General features: G+C 55.5%; 16 protein-coding genes. 5 read left to right on the top strand and 11 right to left on the bottom strand.

Annotation, left to right across the window (positions count from 1 at the left end):
* Positions 1 to 107: 107 nt before the first annotated feature.
* Complete coding sequence (gene folK, locus OHL22_RS22295) at positions 108 to 587, bottom strand: 2-amino-4-hydroxy-6-hydroxymethyldihydropteridine diphosphokinase (RefSeq protein WP_263342002.1); 480 nt, start codon at positions 585 to 587, stop codon at positions 108 to 110.
* A 283-nt stretch (positions 588 to 870) separates the two neighbouring features.
* On the opposite strand from folK, the gene OHL22_RS22290 reads away from it, so the two are divergent.
* The gene (locus tag OHL22_RS22290) at positions 871 to 4,743 is read left to right on the top strand and encodes a hypothetical protein (RefSeq protein ID WP_263342001.1); all 3,873 of its coding nucleotides are present in this window, start codon (positions 871 to 873) and stop codon (positions 4,741 to 4,743) included.
* 156 nt (positions 4,744 to 4,899) lie between these two features.
* Positions 4,900 to 5,835 carry an IS1595 family transposase gene (locus OHL22_RS22285; protein ID WP_263342000.1) on the top strand — a complete coding sequence of 312 codons (936 nt, stop codon included), beginning with the start codon at positions 4,900 to 4,902 and terminating at the stop codon, positions 5,833 to 5,835.
* A gap of 108 nt (positions 5,836 to 5,943) precedes the next feature.
* Here the strand turns inward: OHL22_RS22285 and OHL22_RS22280 are convergent, their stop codons facing one another.
* From OHL22_RS22280 to OHL22_RS22255, 6 genes are all read right to left on the bottom strand, one after another.
* Positions 5,944 to 6,285 (bottom strand): DUF3467 domain-containing protein, encoded by a 342-nt coding sequence (locus tag OHL22_RS22280; RefSeq protein WP_263341999.1) that lies wholly within the window; start codon positions 6,283 to 6,285, stop codon positions 5,944 to 5,946.
* Positions 6,285 to 6,875: a helix-turn-helix domain-containing protein gene (locus OHL22_RS22275; RefSeq protein WP_263341998.1), complete on the bottom strand. Its 591-nt coding sequence runs from the start codon at positions 6,873 to 6,875 to the stop codon at positions 6,285 to 6,287. The genes OHL22_RS22280 and OHL22_RS22275 overlap by 1 nt, the downstream gene beginning before the upstream one ends.
* On the bottom strand, positions 6,802 to 7,254 hold the full coding sequence (locus tag OHL22_RS22270; protein ID WP_263341997.1) for a type II toxin-antitoxin system RelE/ParE family toxin: 453 nt from the start codon (positions 7,252 to 7,254) through the stop codon (positions 6,802 to 6,804). The genes OHL22_RS22275 and OHL22_RS22270 overlap by 74 nt, the downstream gene beginning before the upstream one ends.
* Positions 7,255 to 7,697: 443 nt before the next feature.
* Positions 7,698 to 8,624: an MBL fold metallo-hydrolase gene (locus OHL22_RS22265; protein WP_263341996.1), complete on the bottom strand. Its 927-nt coding sequence runs from the start codon at positions 8,622 to 8,624 to the stop codon at positions 7,698 to 7,700.
* 204 nt (positions 8,625 to 8,828) lie between these two features.
* Positions 8,829 to 9,338, bottom strand: a complete 510-nt coding sequence (locus OHL22_RS22260) for an ImmA/IrrE family metallo-endopeptidase (RefSeq protein ID WP_263342161.1) — start codon at positions 9,336 to 9,338, stop codon at positions 8,829 to 8,831.
* 4 nt (positions 9,339 to 9,342) lie between these two features.
* A complete protein-coding gene (locus OHL22_RS22255; RefSeq protein ID WP_263341995.1) occupies positions 9,343 to 9,714 on the bottom strand; it encodes a helix-turn-helix transcriptional regulator in 372 nt (123 codons plus the stop codon).
* A gap of 364 nt (positions 9,715 to 10,078) precedes the next feature.
* Here OHL22_RS22255 and OHL22_RS25160 point away from each other — a divergent pair, with 364 nt between their 5' ends.
* Together OHL22_RS25160 and OHL22_RS25155 are read left to right on the top strand one after the other, a co-directional pair.
* Positions 10,079 to 10,474 carry a DUF3892 domain-containing protein gene (locus OHL22_RS25160; protein ID WP_377819789.1) on the top strand — a complete coding sequence of 132 codons (396 nt, stop codon included), beginning with the start codon at positions 10,079 to 10,081 and terminating at the stop codon, positions 10,472 to 10,474.
* A 230-nt stretch (positions 10,475 to 10,704) separates the two neighbouring features.
* Entirely contained in the window at positions 10,705 to 11,304 is a 600-nt protein-coding gene (locus tag OHL22_RS25155) for an SEC-C metal-binding domain-containing protein (protein ID WP_377819786.1), read from the top strand.
* Positions 11,305 to 11,442: 138 nt separating this feature from the next.
* On the opposite strand, the gene OHL22_RS22250 is transcribed toward OHL22_RS25155, so the two are convergent.
* Positions 11,443 to 12,786 (bottom strand): alpha-L-fucosidase, encoded by a 1,344-nt coding sequence (locus OHL22_RS22250; RefSeq protein WP_263341994.1) that lies wholly within the window; start codon positions 12,784 to 12,786, stop codon positions 11,443 to 11,445.
* Between the two features lie 110 nt (positions 12,787 to 12,896).
* On the opposite strand from OHL22_RS22250, the gene OHL22_RS22245 reads away from it, so the two are divergent.
* Positions 12,897 to 13,022 (top strand): hypothetical protein, encoded by a 126-nt coding sequence (locus tag OHL22_RS22245; protein ID WP_263341993.1) that lies wholly within the window; start codon positions 12,897 to 12,899, stop codon positions 13,020 to 13,022.
* Positions 13,023 to 13,043: 21 nt separating this feature from the next.
* On the opposite strand, the gene OHL22_RS22240 is transcribed toward OHL22_RS22245, so the two are convergent.
* From OHL22_RS22240 to OHL22_RS22230, 3 genes are all read right to left on the bottom strand, one after another.
* Entirely contained in the window at positions 13,044 to 13,910 is an 867-nt protein-coding gene (locus OHL22_RS22240) for an inositol oxygenase (RefSeq protein ID WP_263341992.1), read from the bottom strand.
* A gap of 165 nt (positions 13,911 to 14,075) precedes the next feature.
* The gene (locus tag OHL22_RS22235; protein WP_263341991.1) at positions 14,076 to 14,240 is read right to left on the bottom strand and encodes a DUF3368 domain-containing protein; all 165 of its coding nucleotides are present in this window, start codon (positions 14,238 to 14,240) and stop codon (positions 14,076 to 14,078) included.
* 324 nt (positions 14,241 to 14,564) lie between these two features.
* Positions 14,565 to 14,852 (bottom strand): UPF0175 family protein, encoded by a 288-nt coding sequence (locus tag OHL22_RS22230; protein ID WP_263341990.1) that lies wholly within the window; start codon positions 14,850 to 14,852, stop codon positions 14,565 to 14,567.
* Positions 14,853 to 14,879 lie beyond the last annotated feature (27 nt).

Below are 14,879 nucleotides of genomic sequence, written 5' to 3'. Positions count from 1 at the left end.
CTAGGGCATACCAATACGCGACGGATATTGCGCCGATTCGCTGCACTGACCGGTTTAGCAATGTGGCGCGCAAGCACGCTTTCCCTTGAGCCATAGGAGGAGGATCCTCAACTTACTGGGGATAGTTCTTTCTTCAATTGTGTCACGGTTTTCCGTAATACCGGATGCATTAACTCTGGCGCGATCTCAAAGATCGGATCGAGGACAAACGCCCGTTCATGCATGCGGGGATGCGGCAATTGTAATTCCGGCGTGTCGAGCACCACGTCGCCGAAAAGGATGAGGTCGAGATCGAGCGTCCTCGGTCCGTTCACGATGCCATGGCTGCGGTCGCGGCCAAATTCCTTTTCAATGGCAAGCAGCCTGTTGAGCAACGCCAGTGGACCAAGCTCTGTTTCCAGCGCCACAACAGCATTCAGGAACTCAGGCTGGTCCGCATATCCAACAGGCGCGGTGCTCAGGTAGCTCGATTGTGCCGAGACCGCGCCGAGCTCTGCCAGGCGCTCGATCGCAGCATCAAAGGTCTGCGCCGGAGCGCCTGCTGGGCTGGCGAGGTTCGCTCCCAAGGCGATGTAAGCGGTAGGCATGGATTGCTGGTAACGTCTCTCAACTTTGGATTGAATCTTCGATGCACAATCGATCCGCCGTGTGCGGTCAGTTCATGCGCCGATAGAAACGGTGTTCGCGCTGAGATCACCATAGCAGGCAGGGATCGTAATACGCGGAAATCGCCGCTTGGTGCGATTTCATCTGTTCGCGCGGTAAGAAGAGTGGTTTAATCATCAGCGAGTTTTCATCGCATTTTTATTCTGCACATCTGCAGGCGCTCCGCGGCGCAAAATCCCCAAATACATTCGATCGGGAGTACGTATGGCAAGCCGACCGGATCATCACACATCCAATTCGCGTAGTGAAGCTTCAAATCGCGCTTATTGCAAGCGTCTGGTTGAGCTTGCATTTCCCGATGCGGCTATTGTGCGCGGCGAACGGTATGGCCGCGACGAGCTGCGCGCTCTTCTTGAGGCTCGCCCTGAGCTTCTTTCAGAAGCAGGCCGTCGTTATCGCCATCTGGATAATGAGTGGACTGTCGATCAACTCGTCGATGCTGCGTTTCCCGCATCGGTCCGTTTAGGAACAGCCCATTACACACGCCAGCAATTGATCGAGCGTCTTCCGCACAATCCCAAGCTGCAGAAGCTGGTTGCGGTGAAGGTGCATTTCACCCCGAGCAAATGGCTGCTGGAGCAGGAGCTGGCAGCGCGCCGCGCATGGCCAGGTGAGCCTGGAGACGATGTCTATACAACAGCGGCGAAAAAAGGGCTTCTCGGCGTTTGTTTTTCGGGCGGCGGAATACGCAGCGCTACCTTTAACCTCGGCGTGCTGCAAGGCCTTGCCCAGATAGGCCTGTTGCCGCATATCGACTATCTTTCGTCTGTCTCCGGTGGCGGCTATATCCATGAATTCCTCGCGTCGTGGATCATGCGCAACGCTGACGGCCGCGACGGAGTGATCGCCGAACTGATTCCACAGGCTGAGCCGGGTTGTTTGCCGCGCTCGCCCGAGCCTATCAAGTGGCTGATGCGCTATGCCAGCTATCTCACTCCCGCGCGCGGCGCGCTTTCAACCGATACCTGGACGATGATCGCCATCTGGCTGCGCAATACCATCCTCAATCAGATACCGATTGTCATGGGCCTGGCCTCGGCTTGCTTTGCAGTGCACCTGCTTGCCGGTGCGCCAGCATGGGCGAAAAGCGATTATTGGACCTGGAAAGGTGACGTCGCCGCAACATTACGATGGTGGGGCGCGGTGGCCGGAGTGGTCATGGCGGGCATCGCCATCTGGTCGCTTGTAAGGCTGGGCACAAATTTGCAGCTGCAACGCAGAATGCATGCCAATAGTGATGACTCCGCAAGCATGAAAGCGGACAAGTTGCTGACCAATCGCCAGGTGCAGTTGAAGATTATCCTCCCCTGGTTGGCGTTTTCCGGGTGGCTCAGCTACTGGGTGCAGTTGCGAAAGGCCAGCGATCCGGTGGTTTGCTGGCTTGGCGAAGCAGGTTTTGCGCTCTGGGTGCTTGCGGTCGCGATGGTGGTCATCTTTGCCGGCGGTGCTATGGACTCACTGAAGCGCATCTATGAACATGCCTCGAAACGTTTCTACTTTGTCTGCGGCATGGCTTTTGTTTGCGCTGGAATAGCCATGACTGCAACGGCGTGTGCTCTTGGCTGGGGCTTTATTGAGGGCAGCGGTTGGGCCGCGCGGCATATCTCCTGTGCAATCGGTGTGCTGGGGGCGCACAATCAGGCAGCGTCGCAGGCGCTGAAATCGTGTGTCTGCAATTCTTCGCAGGCTAATCTTAGCGGCGTTTTGTCGTGCGCGAATGCAGCCAATAACGGCTCGAATGGAGCGATGATTGATCCGTGGCGAATACAACTGGCGATTCTGCCAGGGCTGCTGCTTGGTGTGCCGTATATCGCTATCGAACTTACCATGGGTTTGCTGGGGCGCAGTTTCTCTGATCTGCGCCGCGAATGGCTGGCCCGGCTCCGCGCCTGGTCCATGCTCTACGGCCTCTTGTGGTTCGGACTAGTGAGTCTGGCATTGATCGGACCATACCTCGGCTACTGGCTCTATGGCGTAGGGCCCGCAGCGGTGATATCTACGGCCATCACCTTTCTGGTGGCGCATGGAACGACGATCTTTGCCGGAGCCAGCGGTAAGTCGGATGGCAAGCCAACGGACAATCATTTCCTGGGCTTTAAGCCACTCGATCTCATTGCCTTCATTGCCGCGCCATTATCGATGCTGATCATCCTCCTGTGCGTCTCCAATGTCGCCTCACTTGGACTGGACGGTCTATATCAGGCAGTCAATGGCTTACCCGACGATGCGTTGCCACGATGGGCTGGTTTTGTCGCACAATATTGGTTTGTCGATGTGGCGTGCTGCTTCGTTACATTTGCTATTGCCGTGATCTTTGGATGGCGCGTCGATGTTAACGAGTTCTCGATGCAGTCGTTCTATCGCAACAGGCTCTCACGCTGCTACCTGGCAGCCACTGCGCCCGAACGTGAGGCCGATCCTTTTAGCGGTTTCGATACCAGGGCAAAGTTGTGGGTACCGGATCGAGCGGGGCAGAGTCTGCAGCAGAAATCCACGCAGCGCGTGCAGCCGCGTGTACGCGACCTGCTGCCCAAAGAGTATCGCTCGATCCACAATGAGCAGGGAGAGTATGAGGGGCCGTTCCCCATCTTTTGCACGACGATCAATCTGACTACTGGTGAGGACCTGGCGACGCAGGAGCGGAAAGGAGCCAGTTTCGCCTTTACGCCGCTGTACTCCGGCTACAGCATTCCATGGACGGATGCGAAGGAAAGCAATCGCAAAGGCTGCATGGTGAGCTACAACGGCTTTGTGCCCACCGAAGAATATGCCTACTCGGAAGGCGGCATTGGACTCGATACTGCCGTAGCGATCTCAGGAGCGGCTGCGAACCCCAACATGGGCTATAACAGCAATCCGGCGATGGCTTTTCTGATGACGTTCTTTAACGTGCGGCTGGGCTGGTGGATATCGAATCCCCGGCGCGAGAGCCGCTGGCTTGCGGGACGTAACAGGCCAACACCGTACTTTGCCGCGCTGTATCTGTTTCGTGAGCTGTTTGGCGCAGTGAACGATGCCGCGCCTTATGTGAACCTGAGCGACGGCGGCCACTTCGAGAACATGGGTTTATACGAGCTGGTGCGGCGGCGCTGCCGTTACATCGTCGTGTGCGATGCCGAAGAGGACTGTGGCATGAAATTTGAAGGCATTGGCGCAGCGATCACCAAATGCCGGTCAGACTTTGGCGTGGAAATCGATCTGGATCTCAGACCGCTGCAGATTGAGGAGAAGACAGGAACGAGCAGTGCGCATTGCGTGGTGGGCACCATTACCTATCCGCCGCCGCCCGGTGTGGCGCGCGAGGCGGATGTGTCGACCTCGTGTGAGTGCATGGGCAGCGACGATGCCGACCCGTATGAAGGCGTCATCGTGTACATGAAGACTTCGCTGGTGGGTGACGAGCCGCCTGACCTGCTGACTTACAAGCTTAAGCATCCGGTGTTCCCGCAGGACTCGACGGCGAACCAGTGGTTCCTGGAGACGCAGTTTGAGGCGTATCGACGGCTTGGGCATCATGTGGCCATGACGACGATGATGCCGGCGATGAGTCCGGAGAAGGTGAAGCTGGATGCGCCTGCGACGCCGCGGGGTGGTGCGACGGATGAGATACGGCGGCTTTTTGACCGCATGTACGACATCTGGTATCCGCGCACGCCGGAGATGGAGAAGTTTCTCGCCGATCACATGCGGCTGTATGAGGGCATTCTCAAAGATCTGCGGGAGCGCAAGGAATTGGTAGGGCTAGAAGCAGCATTGAACCAGCCCACGCTCACAGCGGATGAGGTGGAGTGGAATGTTCCCGAGAGCGACGAGGCGCAGGTGACGCTGTATCCGGAGCAGTTTGCGAACTCGATGCTGGACTTCATGTACACGGTTTACACCGATTTGAAGCTGGCATTTCCTGACAATCGCATTTCGCCGCATTCGGAGTGGTGGATCTGCACCTTCCGCCGCTGGTGCCGCGTGACGCTGGTGCGGCAGACGTGGCGCAAGCATGTGGTTGGCTATCCGATGGAGTTCCGTTTGTTTGCGCGGCGCGAGCTTGGCTTGCCCCCGGTTGCGGGATTTGTGGAGTGATCCGGTTCGGTCAGGAAGAAAAGAAAGAAGTTACCGCGAGGGAGGGGGTAATTAATTTTGCGAACAACAGATTTTGTTGCTGTTTATTTTGCGGGAAGATTATACACTTGACACAGAAAGATAGTTTCGGCATACTTAGAACATCAAGAGGCCGAAATGAACCTGATAGACGTAACCAAGACCTTCCAAACAGACGATGATTGCCTAGCTTACCTTGAGACGATGCGTTGGCCTGATGGCATCCGCTGCCCTGTATGCGGCAACAATCACATCAGCAAGATCACGCGGAAGACGGCCAGCAAGAACAAGCGGACGCGCATCTATCAGTGCCTTGAGCCTACTTGCAAGAATCAATTTTCAGCGACCAGCGGAACGATCTTCAATGACTCTCACCTGCCTCTAACAAAGTGGTTCATGGCGCTGGCGCTGATCGTAGACGCCAAGAAGAGCATGAGCGCGAAACAGCTTCAGGAACACTTGGGCATCGGTTCTTATCGCACCGCATGGTACATGGCGCATCGCATTCGTAAATCAATGGCACCTCGCAGCGACGATAAGCTCTCAGGCATCGTGGAGATGGATGAGACTTACGTAGGCGGCAAAGGCCACGGTATCGGTCGCAGTTGGCACAAGCGATTCGAGAACAAAGAAGTCGTTGTCGGCATCAAAGAGCGCGGCGGTCGTGTTCGGATGTTTCACACCACCGATGCCAAGATAGAGACGCTGGCGAAGTTCCTGAAAGAGCATGTGAGCGCAGATGTGGAGGCAATCAACACGGATGAGCTACGCGCCTACCCTAAGGCTCTGCGTCTCTCCGGCCATGCCCCTGAAAAGCACATGACCGTGAACCATAGCAAGAATGTGTATGTGGACGGCAACGCTACAACGAACGGCATCGAATCAGCGTTTTCGCTGTTCAAACGGGCCATCATAGGCAGCTACCATCAGGTATCGATAAAGCACCTGCACCGCTACCTAAGCGAGTTTGAGACGCGATTCAACGCACGGAAAGAGAAGGATCGCTTCAACCCCACACTCCGCCGGATGCTCGGTGTTGAGCCTATGCCTTATGCGGAGTTGGTGGCTGAATAGGCGGGACTATCTTTCCCGCCTTGCCCTCGGTCTTTATCGCCTTCGCGGGTTCAGGTGGCGTCTGCATAAGACGCCCCAGCAGCGTATCGAATTGGCTCTTGTCTACTTTCATTGGTTTGGCTTTACCAAATTCTCCTGTAGCGTCCTAGAGAACAGGTCAGGATCAACTGCTGCTGCTACCCGCAATTCGCCATTGTTTTCTACATACTTCTGGACGGCAATCGACAGAAGCTTCATCAAGTTGGATGCCTGTTCTGGAGCGAGTATTAGCTTGACTCTACCTACCGCTTGCATCTGCTCGGGAGTGGCGTAACCGATCTCCCCAAATGTGAGGCTTAGGTCGAATGGTGTCAACCCTATGGCCATAGTATTGGCGTAGATACTTATCAACTGCGAGTTGTCCCATGTCACAGTTTGACCAGTTTGCAGTTTTGTTTCGGAAGTGCTCATCATGCTGCCCACTCCTGCTTAACGCGTTGAGATTCTGAAAGCATGGGCCTGCTAGATCCAGAATTTATTGGCGGGGTAATAGCTCCAGCGCTCTGGAAGAGCGGGATTGGTGGCGTTGAAATTTCGATTCGCGAAGGATAAACTCCGCTGGCTGCTACGGGGTTGGTAAATACCCCATAGTATTTAATGTCGCTATCGAAAGCCTTTTGCTGCTCTTCTTCGGCGAACTTAGGCACCGCCAACGCCTCTGGGCGAAGTCCCTTGTCTAAATAAGGGGTTCCGCTTAACCAGTCAACGAACTGACTAAACGGCACAAAATTCACAACAAGGGCAACATCTAGTGCATCGGCAATTCTTCGCAACGAAGAGATAGTGTGCTTGCCATAGTCAGGGTTTTCAAGACGCGAAATATTGTTCTGGCTCATGCCGACTGCATCGGCAAGTGCTGATTGACTGAGATCCTGTGCCTCTCTCGTAGCCCTGATCTGATAGGCAACACGTTTAGCCAGGTTGGACTCAACCAGTCGGCTTCTTGCCTCTTTGCTTCTGCGAATTCTCTTCAGTAACCCCCGCTTCGATAACAAACTCATGTGTAGATGCCTTTCCTTGCTTAAGCAGGCTCGCCCTTTCTAGTGATTTGTTCTTGCCGCGCGTGTCGTTCTTGACCTTCTTTTCGGCATTTCCGTAGAGAAATATGAATCTTCCCCGCCTTTGAGGATCAAATATTCCGTAAATGCGAATCCAATGGTTTTTCGCGCATACCCTACATCCGATTTCATGCAGACCTTTATCCAATTTGTCGAATTCCGGTCTTTTCCACTGAGCAGGGGGAATACTCGCAAGGTAGTTGAGTGTGTCCTGAATTTCTTCTTTCTCTTCTTCCGGAAGATCGTCGTACCACTCCTGAACCAGCCGTCCGCCAGCCTCAGAAACAAAACCCGCGAACGTACAGAGCGTGTGCCCGTTCATATTATCTCAAAAAAGAGATTAGTGGTAAGATTCTACTCGTATCTCAAAATTGAGATGACGATTAGCGGCAGGCCCGGAGCCGGTGCTCCTAAGCGGATTTATACCCGCGAACAGTCCCTGCCAGGATTGGGGTTCAACTCCCCGGCCTGCCGCCAGATTTAACTGTACCTCTTCTATCTAATCGAAAACAATGCAGTTTTACCTTTTCTGCCCTGTCACGGCAACCCCATTATGCCGGAATTCTCGTTCTGTGTGAAGTGCATAATCTTCTTTTGCGGTCATGAGGAGAGTGTTCTTGTGCTCGGGCGCCAGAGCAGGTTGCGCTGTTTCTTTACACGGGGTTAGCTGTGTCAGATCTGTTGTGCCGGATTGAGTGATAATTTTCGGCAACGACGACCCCGGCGTAGCGAGTAGACACCCAGTATGTACCGGGAGCAGTTATCTCACTTTACGGGGAAGCAATCGAGGTCATTGGCAAAGGCGACGGGGCCCGCGTAGTGGCGGCGGATTTCGGTTTGGGTTTCGGCTTCCTTTCCTAACGTACGAAGCATGCGATGAGCGAGCACCAGTTGGTGGACGTGGGCGCTGCCGGCGATGGTGCCGATGACGGAGGGCGGCATGTGGAGGCGGCGTTCCACGCCGGAGGCGCTTTCGGGGACGGCGTTGTGGGCGACAAAGAGGTCGGCGTTGGTTGCGAGTTGAGTTAGGCCGCCGCCTTCTCCGTTGGTGTCTCCGCTGAAGACGATGCGCTTGCCGCCGATTTCTACACGCCAGGCGAGTGCGGGAAAAGCGCCGTGAATGACGCGTACGGCGTACAGCGCCATGTGGTCATTGCGAAAGACCAATACCGGCGTTGCTCCGGCGGCGACGTCGTGCGGTTGTAGCTGATAGGTCCCCTGCGCGTGGGGATCGGTTAGGTCGCTTAGGTAACGCCAGGCTCCGTGGGGATCGCTGAAGAGATCGTGCACGAACTCGGTGGTGGAGGGCATGAATTCATTGCCGGGAGGGCCGTAGACGGGCAGAGGGCGGATGCGGTCTTCAAACCAGGAGGAGAAGATCAGCGCGGGGAAGTCGCTGGTGTGATCGATGTGGAAGTGGCTGAAGAGGAAGACGTCGAGCTGGGAGATCTGTGCGCCGCTTTCGCCGAAGCGGAGAGCGCTGCCGCCTCCGGCGTCGAGGATGATGCGTGGGGTGCCGTGGTCCCAGATGAGGTAGCTGGTGGAGGCGCGCTTGTCCTGGTACTCCGGGCCGCCGGAGCCGAGGACCTGGACGGCGATGCTGGTAGCTCCGCAGGATTGAGCTTTTGCTGGGTGGGGTGAGAGAACGAGCAGGAGAAGCAGGGCTGCCAGCGATGGTTTGAGTGAGTGCATGTTGGGCCTCATTTCCATCTTGTGGGCTGGAGGTTTCTTGCTGGTGGATAGACGCGGCAGGAGGATGGAATAGACGTGGAAGTCGTGGATGTGGAGGTGCCCAGGTCTCAGAAGTGAAGCCTGGGGCCCTTGATTTTGTGGTGGAATGTACGTCCTGGACTTAGGCCCTCGGCCGACACACATCCGGAGGTCTATAGATTTACGTCAAGCCCAAGATAGAAAACCAAGATTCTGAAGCCGGTAATTCATCGCCACGGTGCTGACGCGATACTTCTTGGCCAGCAGAGCGACGTCCGCTTCGTCCATACGAATTTCACCATTAAAGCGCCTGTACCTCTCCATATCTTGCCTTAATTGATGCTTTGGCATTAACAGGTTTGCTGCAAATGAATTAGCAGCCATCTCTTGATCGTCTTGCGCCTCAGAGGATAGCCCATCCCTTCGTATAACAGTAAATTCCCAGTCGATGTGGTCTTTGTCGATGTGGTTCATTAGATGGTGACCAAGTTCGTGGGCGATCGTGAAGCGCTTTCGTACGGGAGCATTAGAAGCATTGATCGCAATCCCGCGAAGATTTCCGCTCTTGATCAGAGCTCCCGAAACTTCAGCTTCCATGTTGCTCTCTACGATTGGTAGGCCCTTAGCTCTAGCTATAAACTCGACCGGTACAGGTACCCGGTCAACTCCAAGCTCAACGAGTAGCTCTCGGGTCATACTCTCAATCTGTTGTTTCGTCCAATGGGTGCTCATCGGCTCCATCCTTTAGTTGCCGCAGCAATTCCCGCGCGTCCTGCAAAAAAAACAGGTCCGACATGACGATTCCACCGGAACCAATGTCGACCGGAGCATGATGCCTCTGCTCAACCTCTTGAATACTTGGCACCAAGTCGGAGATTGGGACATCCAACGCCCGAGCAAAAAGGAACACATGCTGCAGTTGTGTGTTTTGCTTGCCTGCCTCAATAGTCGCAACTGTGACGCGTGACAAACCTACGCGGGCGGCAAGTTCTCCTTGTGAGATATCCCGTGATCTTCGATGCCACCTGAGCTTGGCACCGAACGCTTCATTGACAGCTGCGGAAATTTTCATCAGTTCCGCTCTTTTTTCCACAGATCCCACACTGAATATTTTCAACAAAGTATCGCGTTTGTCAATAGATTAAGGAATTTTGTCGGTTTTACCGACATTTTAAGTCGATGATCATAGTCAACTTGACAATACTTTTGGTCCTTGGTTACGCTATACGCGATGCTACTCCGCCCAACAGCTCGGTTTATGTTCCTTTGGGTGGGGAAAAGAGGATGCCGGTCCGTTAGAGGCGGACCGGCATCGGGTGGCGAACCAACGGTTCACCCGCCACTCCATGCTATGAAGCGGCCCTGCGGTCTATGATGCCATAGCCCGAGCTCATTGCGTGCCTCGCCAACCGGTGAAACCCTCCACCCAGTTCCGCATGCTGAACTGGAGAACCAAGGGGAACGCAATGAAGACCATACTGGTCCGATGTAAGAGCAAAAGCGCGCCCGAAGGGCGTATTGAGGCAGTCGGAGGTATCGACGCCATCACAGGTGCTGAACTGCGTATAAGCGAAGACGAGGCGATACGGCAGATCGAAGCTGGAGAGACTCGGTTCATTGTCCGCGATGCGCTAGGGCACCAAGCAGTCGTTGAGGTCGAGAGACGTGAGGGTCGTAAGTTCTTAATCACCCGACGTGATGGCATCATCACCGATAATCTTGGCGCACTTCCCGATTGCCAGCCGAAACCCATTCAAGTATCTCCGCCACCTTACCGACCAGTTCAACCGGCTCGTTCACATAGTGTTGGTGCAGATTGGCGGTCGCTCTAGTGGGGGCGGCCGTAACTACTGCGAGGACGCCATACCAAGCGGCGTCCCTCGCAGTCGACTATCCTCAATTTGCCCAGACGCGGAAACCAGATCAAACGACCGCAACCAGCGCTTGGGTTGGTGAGATTCAACCATTCTCTTCCGACGAATCGGCCCGCGGCTTCCTGCATCGCCTTGAGGAAGGTAAGACGATATGGCTTCATGGCGGCAGACTGCGGGAAGAGTTACCGATGAAAGCTCATTGGGCGGACCCGCTCTTAGTCAACATGACAGTGAGGTGTCGGCTACTAATCTTAATTCAGCCATTACCAGCGCATCCGAGGGCATACTTGCTTGATCCGCTCTTTGCTGAGCATTATGGCTTGGTTCATCCTCATCCGCGCTACGACCAGCTAATCGAATATGAAGGCAAAAGGATTCCAGGTCTGTGTATATACTCAGCATCCGAGTTCGAATATGATCCGCGGCGGGATGACATTTCCAAATTCCTCAATCAACTTACGATCTATACCGCGAGGCACTTAGTTTGGCTTCGAACGCGCCAACTTTTCCGTGGATTCCCACCCAATGGCGTATTGCTCCGAGTCTTACTGCCGGGAGAAACGCTCATTAATGACATGCCTTCAGTCGTGTTTGCGGGCGATCCTAGGAGAATGATCATGCTAGACTACTGGTCCGGATACTGGCCCGGACCAACAGCGCGAGCATTCAATCCGGCTACTCATCTCAAATTCATCGGCCCTAATCAGCAGTGCTGGTGCGGTAGTGGAAGCACTTACAAGAGTTGTCATCGCCCACTTGATAAAGCCAAGTTGGCTATATCTCGATAAATGAACGGCCGGCGTGGCCCATGTCTCGGCATACAAATCCAATTACAGCGCCTGGGTACCCGTAGGGTCTCAATTCTCGGACCTCGGGTACCCATTTGGAGGGAATGTGAACATACTGAAGGCTGACTGTTTTGGATGTCACTTGATTTCGTAAAGCTGGAATTCGCGGATTTCTGCTGCCTCAGTGCTGCTTAGAATATTCAAGCGGACTCGGGTGGTGGTTACTTCTTCGAACTTGTCTATCTTTTCGTGGCCTATGGCCTGGGCTGCAGCTACTGAGCGCCACTCCTTCTTTTGTTCATCCCAGATATCGATGGAGTATTTCTGGATGTGCTGGCCGTCGTTTAGCCACTCCATTGTTAGGGAGCGGTTGAAGGTGATGGGGTGGGGGAATGTGGCTACCAGTTCGGAGTGGTGAGAACCTGCGGGTGCGGACCAGAAGGTGTCGGGGTTGTTGTCCAGGGCCGCGGATTCCTCGACGGTGGTTGTGTTGCGCTCGGCCATCAGGTTGTGGCTGTAGCGCTGGCGGAGGGCTTCGCCGAATTCTTTCAGGCGGGCTACGTCGGAGTCGGGCAGGAGGCCGCGGCGGTCGGGGGCGAGGCCAAGCATGAGCTGCGCGCCGTGGCCTACGGTGTCGTCCCAGGTGGTTAGGAGCTCGTCGAGGGACTTGAGGGATTTTTCGTCGTTGGGATGCCAGAACCAGTGGAGGTCGCGCAGGGGTGTGTCGGCTTCGACGGGACGCCAGCGGAGGTATCCGTGGCGGTCGATGACGTTCCAGTTCTCGTAGGGGACGCGGCCGCTTTCGGTGCCGACCCAGCGGGCGTCGCCGTATTCGAAGAGGCCGGTGTCGGCGAAGACGATGGCGTTGGGCTGGTAGGTGCGTAGGGTTTCGATGATCTTTTTGAAGTCGTAGACGTGACCTGCGGAGCCTGCGCCATCGAGCCAGAACTCGACGAGGTTGCCGTAGTGGGAGGCTAGTTCTTCAAGCTCGGCGTTGTAGTACTTGTCATACGCGGCGGGGCCGGCGGGGTCTTTGTAGCGGGGGTCGTGGCGGTCCCATGGCGAAAGGTAGACGCCGAACTGCAGGCCGTATTTGTGGGCGGCGCGGGCTACGTCGCCGACGACGTCTCCTTTGCCGTTTTTCCAGGGACTTTTCTTGATGGAATAATCAGTCTGGTCTGTAGGCCAGAGGCAGAATCCATCATGGTGCTTGGCGACGAGGACGACGTATTTGGCGCCGGAGGCCTTGATGGCCTGCATCCACTGGTCGGGGTCGAAGTCGGTGGGGTTGAAGACGGAGGGGTCGGCGGTGCCGTCGCCCCATTCTCGATCAAGGAAGGTGTTGGTTGAGAAGTGGATGATGACGCCAAATTCGAGGTCCTGCCAGGCAGTCTGCTGCGGGGTGGGCTTTAGATCGGAGAAATTCTGAGCGATTGCCGGGGTGGTGGCGAGCAGCGCGGCGGCGAGGAGGAGAGATTTCATAATGTATCCAATGTACGGCAGGAGGGAGGGGGATTAGACAGCGGTGATTCCCGACCGAGCGCGAAAGGTTAGGGCGTGAGGTGGGAAAATCGGGTTTTTTGGAGCAGAGGATGCGAAAAAACATCCCTCAGGGGCTGAAGCCCATTGATCTGAGTGGATTTAACGGCACGGCTGAAGCCGTGCCCTTTCAAAACAAGCGATCGCATGGGTTTTCCGCAGCCTTTGAAGATGGCTGATCCTTCCGAAAAATCTCCTAACTACCAGGCGATTTTGGCGGGGAAGAACTCGGTGAAGAGTTCGTCGTAGTAGGGCTTGATCTCGGCAATGTTGGGCTTGGCGCGGCCTTTGCTGTAGAGGTCGTAGGGGTTGAACTTCTTGACCCATTCGAACATCGCGCGGTCGTGATCGTTCATTAGGTAGCTGTAGGCTCCTTCGCGATGGCAGGCGTAGAAGGAGTGGTAACGGAGCATGTAGATGGCCTCTTCGGGCAGGTAGGGCTCCATCACTTTTGCGCCGTAGCAGTCGTGTCCCCAGGACATGTGGACCTTGTCGAGGCCGCAGTTGGGCGCATAGATGCCGTATTTGGTGCTGAATACGGGGTGGGTCACATCGGGGTTGGCGGCGAAATATTCAGGGAAGACGACTTTGCTTGAGAAGGCGCAGCCGACGGGGAAAGTGTCGCCGACGACGGCCCATTGCGGTTCGCCCCAAAGGCAGAGGACTTTGGCGAGGTCGTGGACGAAGCCTGCGGCGACCATCCAGCGAGGGTGGCCGTCTTTGCGGATGGCTTCGGAGGTCTGGAGCAGGTGCTCGGTCTGCGAGAGGTCGGTGTCGGGGTCGCTGTCGTCGACGAGGTTGTTGAGGAAGTCGGCGGCCTCCCAGATGCCCATTTCGGCTTTCTTCAGAGGCAGGAACTCAGCCTCTTTGGCGAGGACGAAATCGAGGGTCTGGTGGGCGTGATTGATGCGGTAGAACTCAGCGACGCCGGGATTGGCCTGAGCGTCATAGACGCGGAACTCTTCTTCGGATTTGCCTTCGCGGTAGCGGCCAGAGACGAACTCGTCCCATTGTTCTTCGGTTTTGGCGGCGATTGCGGCTGCTGCGGGTTCGATGATGGCGGCCATGAAGGAGTCCTCCGTGTCATGCCGGTCCATGCGGCTCAGCGCATGGAACCGTTTCCAAGATCGTATGCCGGATGTTGGACGGGTGGCAAGAAATTACGGTGATAATCACCTGCCTGGGCGCTTGACGGAGAAACATGTTGCAGGAGAAGCGGATAAGAGAGTGCGTTATTGCTCTTTCTTCCAAAGTGCGTCTTCATCGAGGAGTGACTGGATTAGTTCCGGGGCAACATAAAAGCTGGTTTGTTCCAGTTTGGAGAGTGCTTCGGGCAGGTCAAGAAGATTGGCGCGAGCTGCGTTTCTAAGGACTCCCAGCGTTCCGATGACAGCCAACTTTCTATGGACGGCTTCTTTACGCGCGAGTGTTTCATCGACTATGAGGCGAGTCGCTTCAAGTTCGAGAGCCAGCGCGATGGCATCACGTTCGCCACGATCGAGAAAATCGAGCGAAGGATCTGGAGTGTTGCTGAGTTGGCGAACTATAAGCCATTTTGGGTGGTCGAAGAGCCCACAAGCGAACCGAGAAGGGCGTGTGCATGTCCTGCAGCTCCTCCCAGACTGCGGATGGGACAACCACCTGATCGTAGAAGTGGTGCAGAATTTCGATGTGACCGATCAGCACAAGATAGTTGATTGGAGAGGTGTCGGCGACAACGATCATGCGTGAGGCGGATATCCGGAGATATCTTCCAGACCTCTGGAGGTGGAGCGGTCCTCATCCAGATCGGACATGAAATAGTGCAGGTGGATGCCGTGTTCCTTGAGGAACGCGTGAACCTGGAGGCGGGAGGCAAAGCCGAGCATGCGCCGCACCTGACCGTCGGACAATCGCCCGGAACGGTATCCCTCGAGCGCCAGTGCTTCCATGGTGACGCGCGGCAAATCTGCGTCTGCACAGGTGAGCTGGTGGGCGAGATCGTCCGGGATTTCGATCTGGAGATTCATGGGCGCTTCTGATGGCAATGATACATC

It is taken from the genome of Acidicapsa dinghuensis (genome assembly GCF_025685685.1).
Taxonomy (GTDB): Bacteria; Acidobacteriota; Terriglobia; order Terriglobales; family Acidobacteriaceae; genus Acidicapsa; species Acidicapsa dinghuensis.
Note: the sequence above shows the minus strand (reverse complement) of the source record. Positions and strands in the feature narration are given on the sequence as shown.

Coding starts and splice junctions, on each gene's coding strand:
- OHL22_RS22250 (WP_263341994.1), bottom strand. CDS start 12,786: ATGAAATCTCTCCTCCTCGCCGCCGCGCTGCTCGCCACCACCCCGGCA.
- OHL22_RS22255 (WP_263341995.1), bottom strand. CDS start 9,714: ATGAAAATTTCCGCAGCTGTCAATGAAGCGTTCGGTGCCAAGCTCAGG.
- OHL22_RS22290 (WP_263342001.1), top strand. CDS start 871: ATGGCAAGCCGACCGGATCATCACACATCCAATTCGCGTAGTGAAGCT.
- OHL22_RS22265 (WP_263341996.1), bottom strand. CDS start 8,624: ATGCACTCACTCAAACCATCGCTGGCAGCCCTGCTTCTCCTGCTCGTT.
- OHL22_RS25160 (WP_377819789.1), top strand. CDS start 10,079: ATGCTGAACTGGAGAACCAAGGGGAACGCAATGAAGACCATACTGGTC.
- folK (WP_263342002.1), bottom strand. CDS start 587: ATGCCTACCGCTTACATCGCCTTGGGAGCGAACCTCGCCAGCCCAGCA.
- OHL22_RS22280 (WP_263341999.1), bottom strand. CDS start 6,285: ATGAGCACTTCCGAAACAAAACTGCAAACTGGTCAAACTGTGACATGG.
- OHL22_RS22230 (WP_263341990.1), bottom strand. CDS start 14,852: ATGAATCTCCAGATCGAAATCCCGGACGATCTCGCCCACCAGCTCACC.
- OHL22_RS22240 (WP_263341992.1), bottom strand. CDS start 13,910: ATGGCCGCCATCATCGAACCCGCAGCAGCCGCAATCGCCGCCAAAACC.
- OHL22_RS22285 (WP_263342000.1), top strand. CDS start 4,900: ATGAACCTGATAGACGTAACCAAGACCTTCCAAACAGACGATGATTGC.
- OHL22_RS25155 (WP_377819786.1), top strand. CDS start 10,705: ATGAAAGCTCATTGGGCGGACCCGCTCTTAGTCAACATGACAGTGAGG.
- OHL22_RS22260 (WP_263342161.1), bottom strand. CDS start 9,338: ATGACCCGAGAGCTACTCGTTGAGCTTGGAGTTGACCGGGTACCTGTA.
- OHL22_RS22245 (WP_263341993.1), top strand. CDS start 12,897: ATGCGAAAAAACATCCCTCAGGGGCTGAAGCCCATTGATCTGAGTGGA.
- OHL22_RS22270 (WP_263341997.1), bottom strand. CDS start 7,254: ATGAACGGGCACACGCTCTGTACGTTCGCGGGTTTTGTTTCTGAGGCT.
- OHL22_RS22275 (WP_263341998.1), bottom strand. CDS start 6,875: ATGAGTTTGTTATCGAAGCGGGGGTTACTGAAGAGAATTCGCAGAAGC.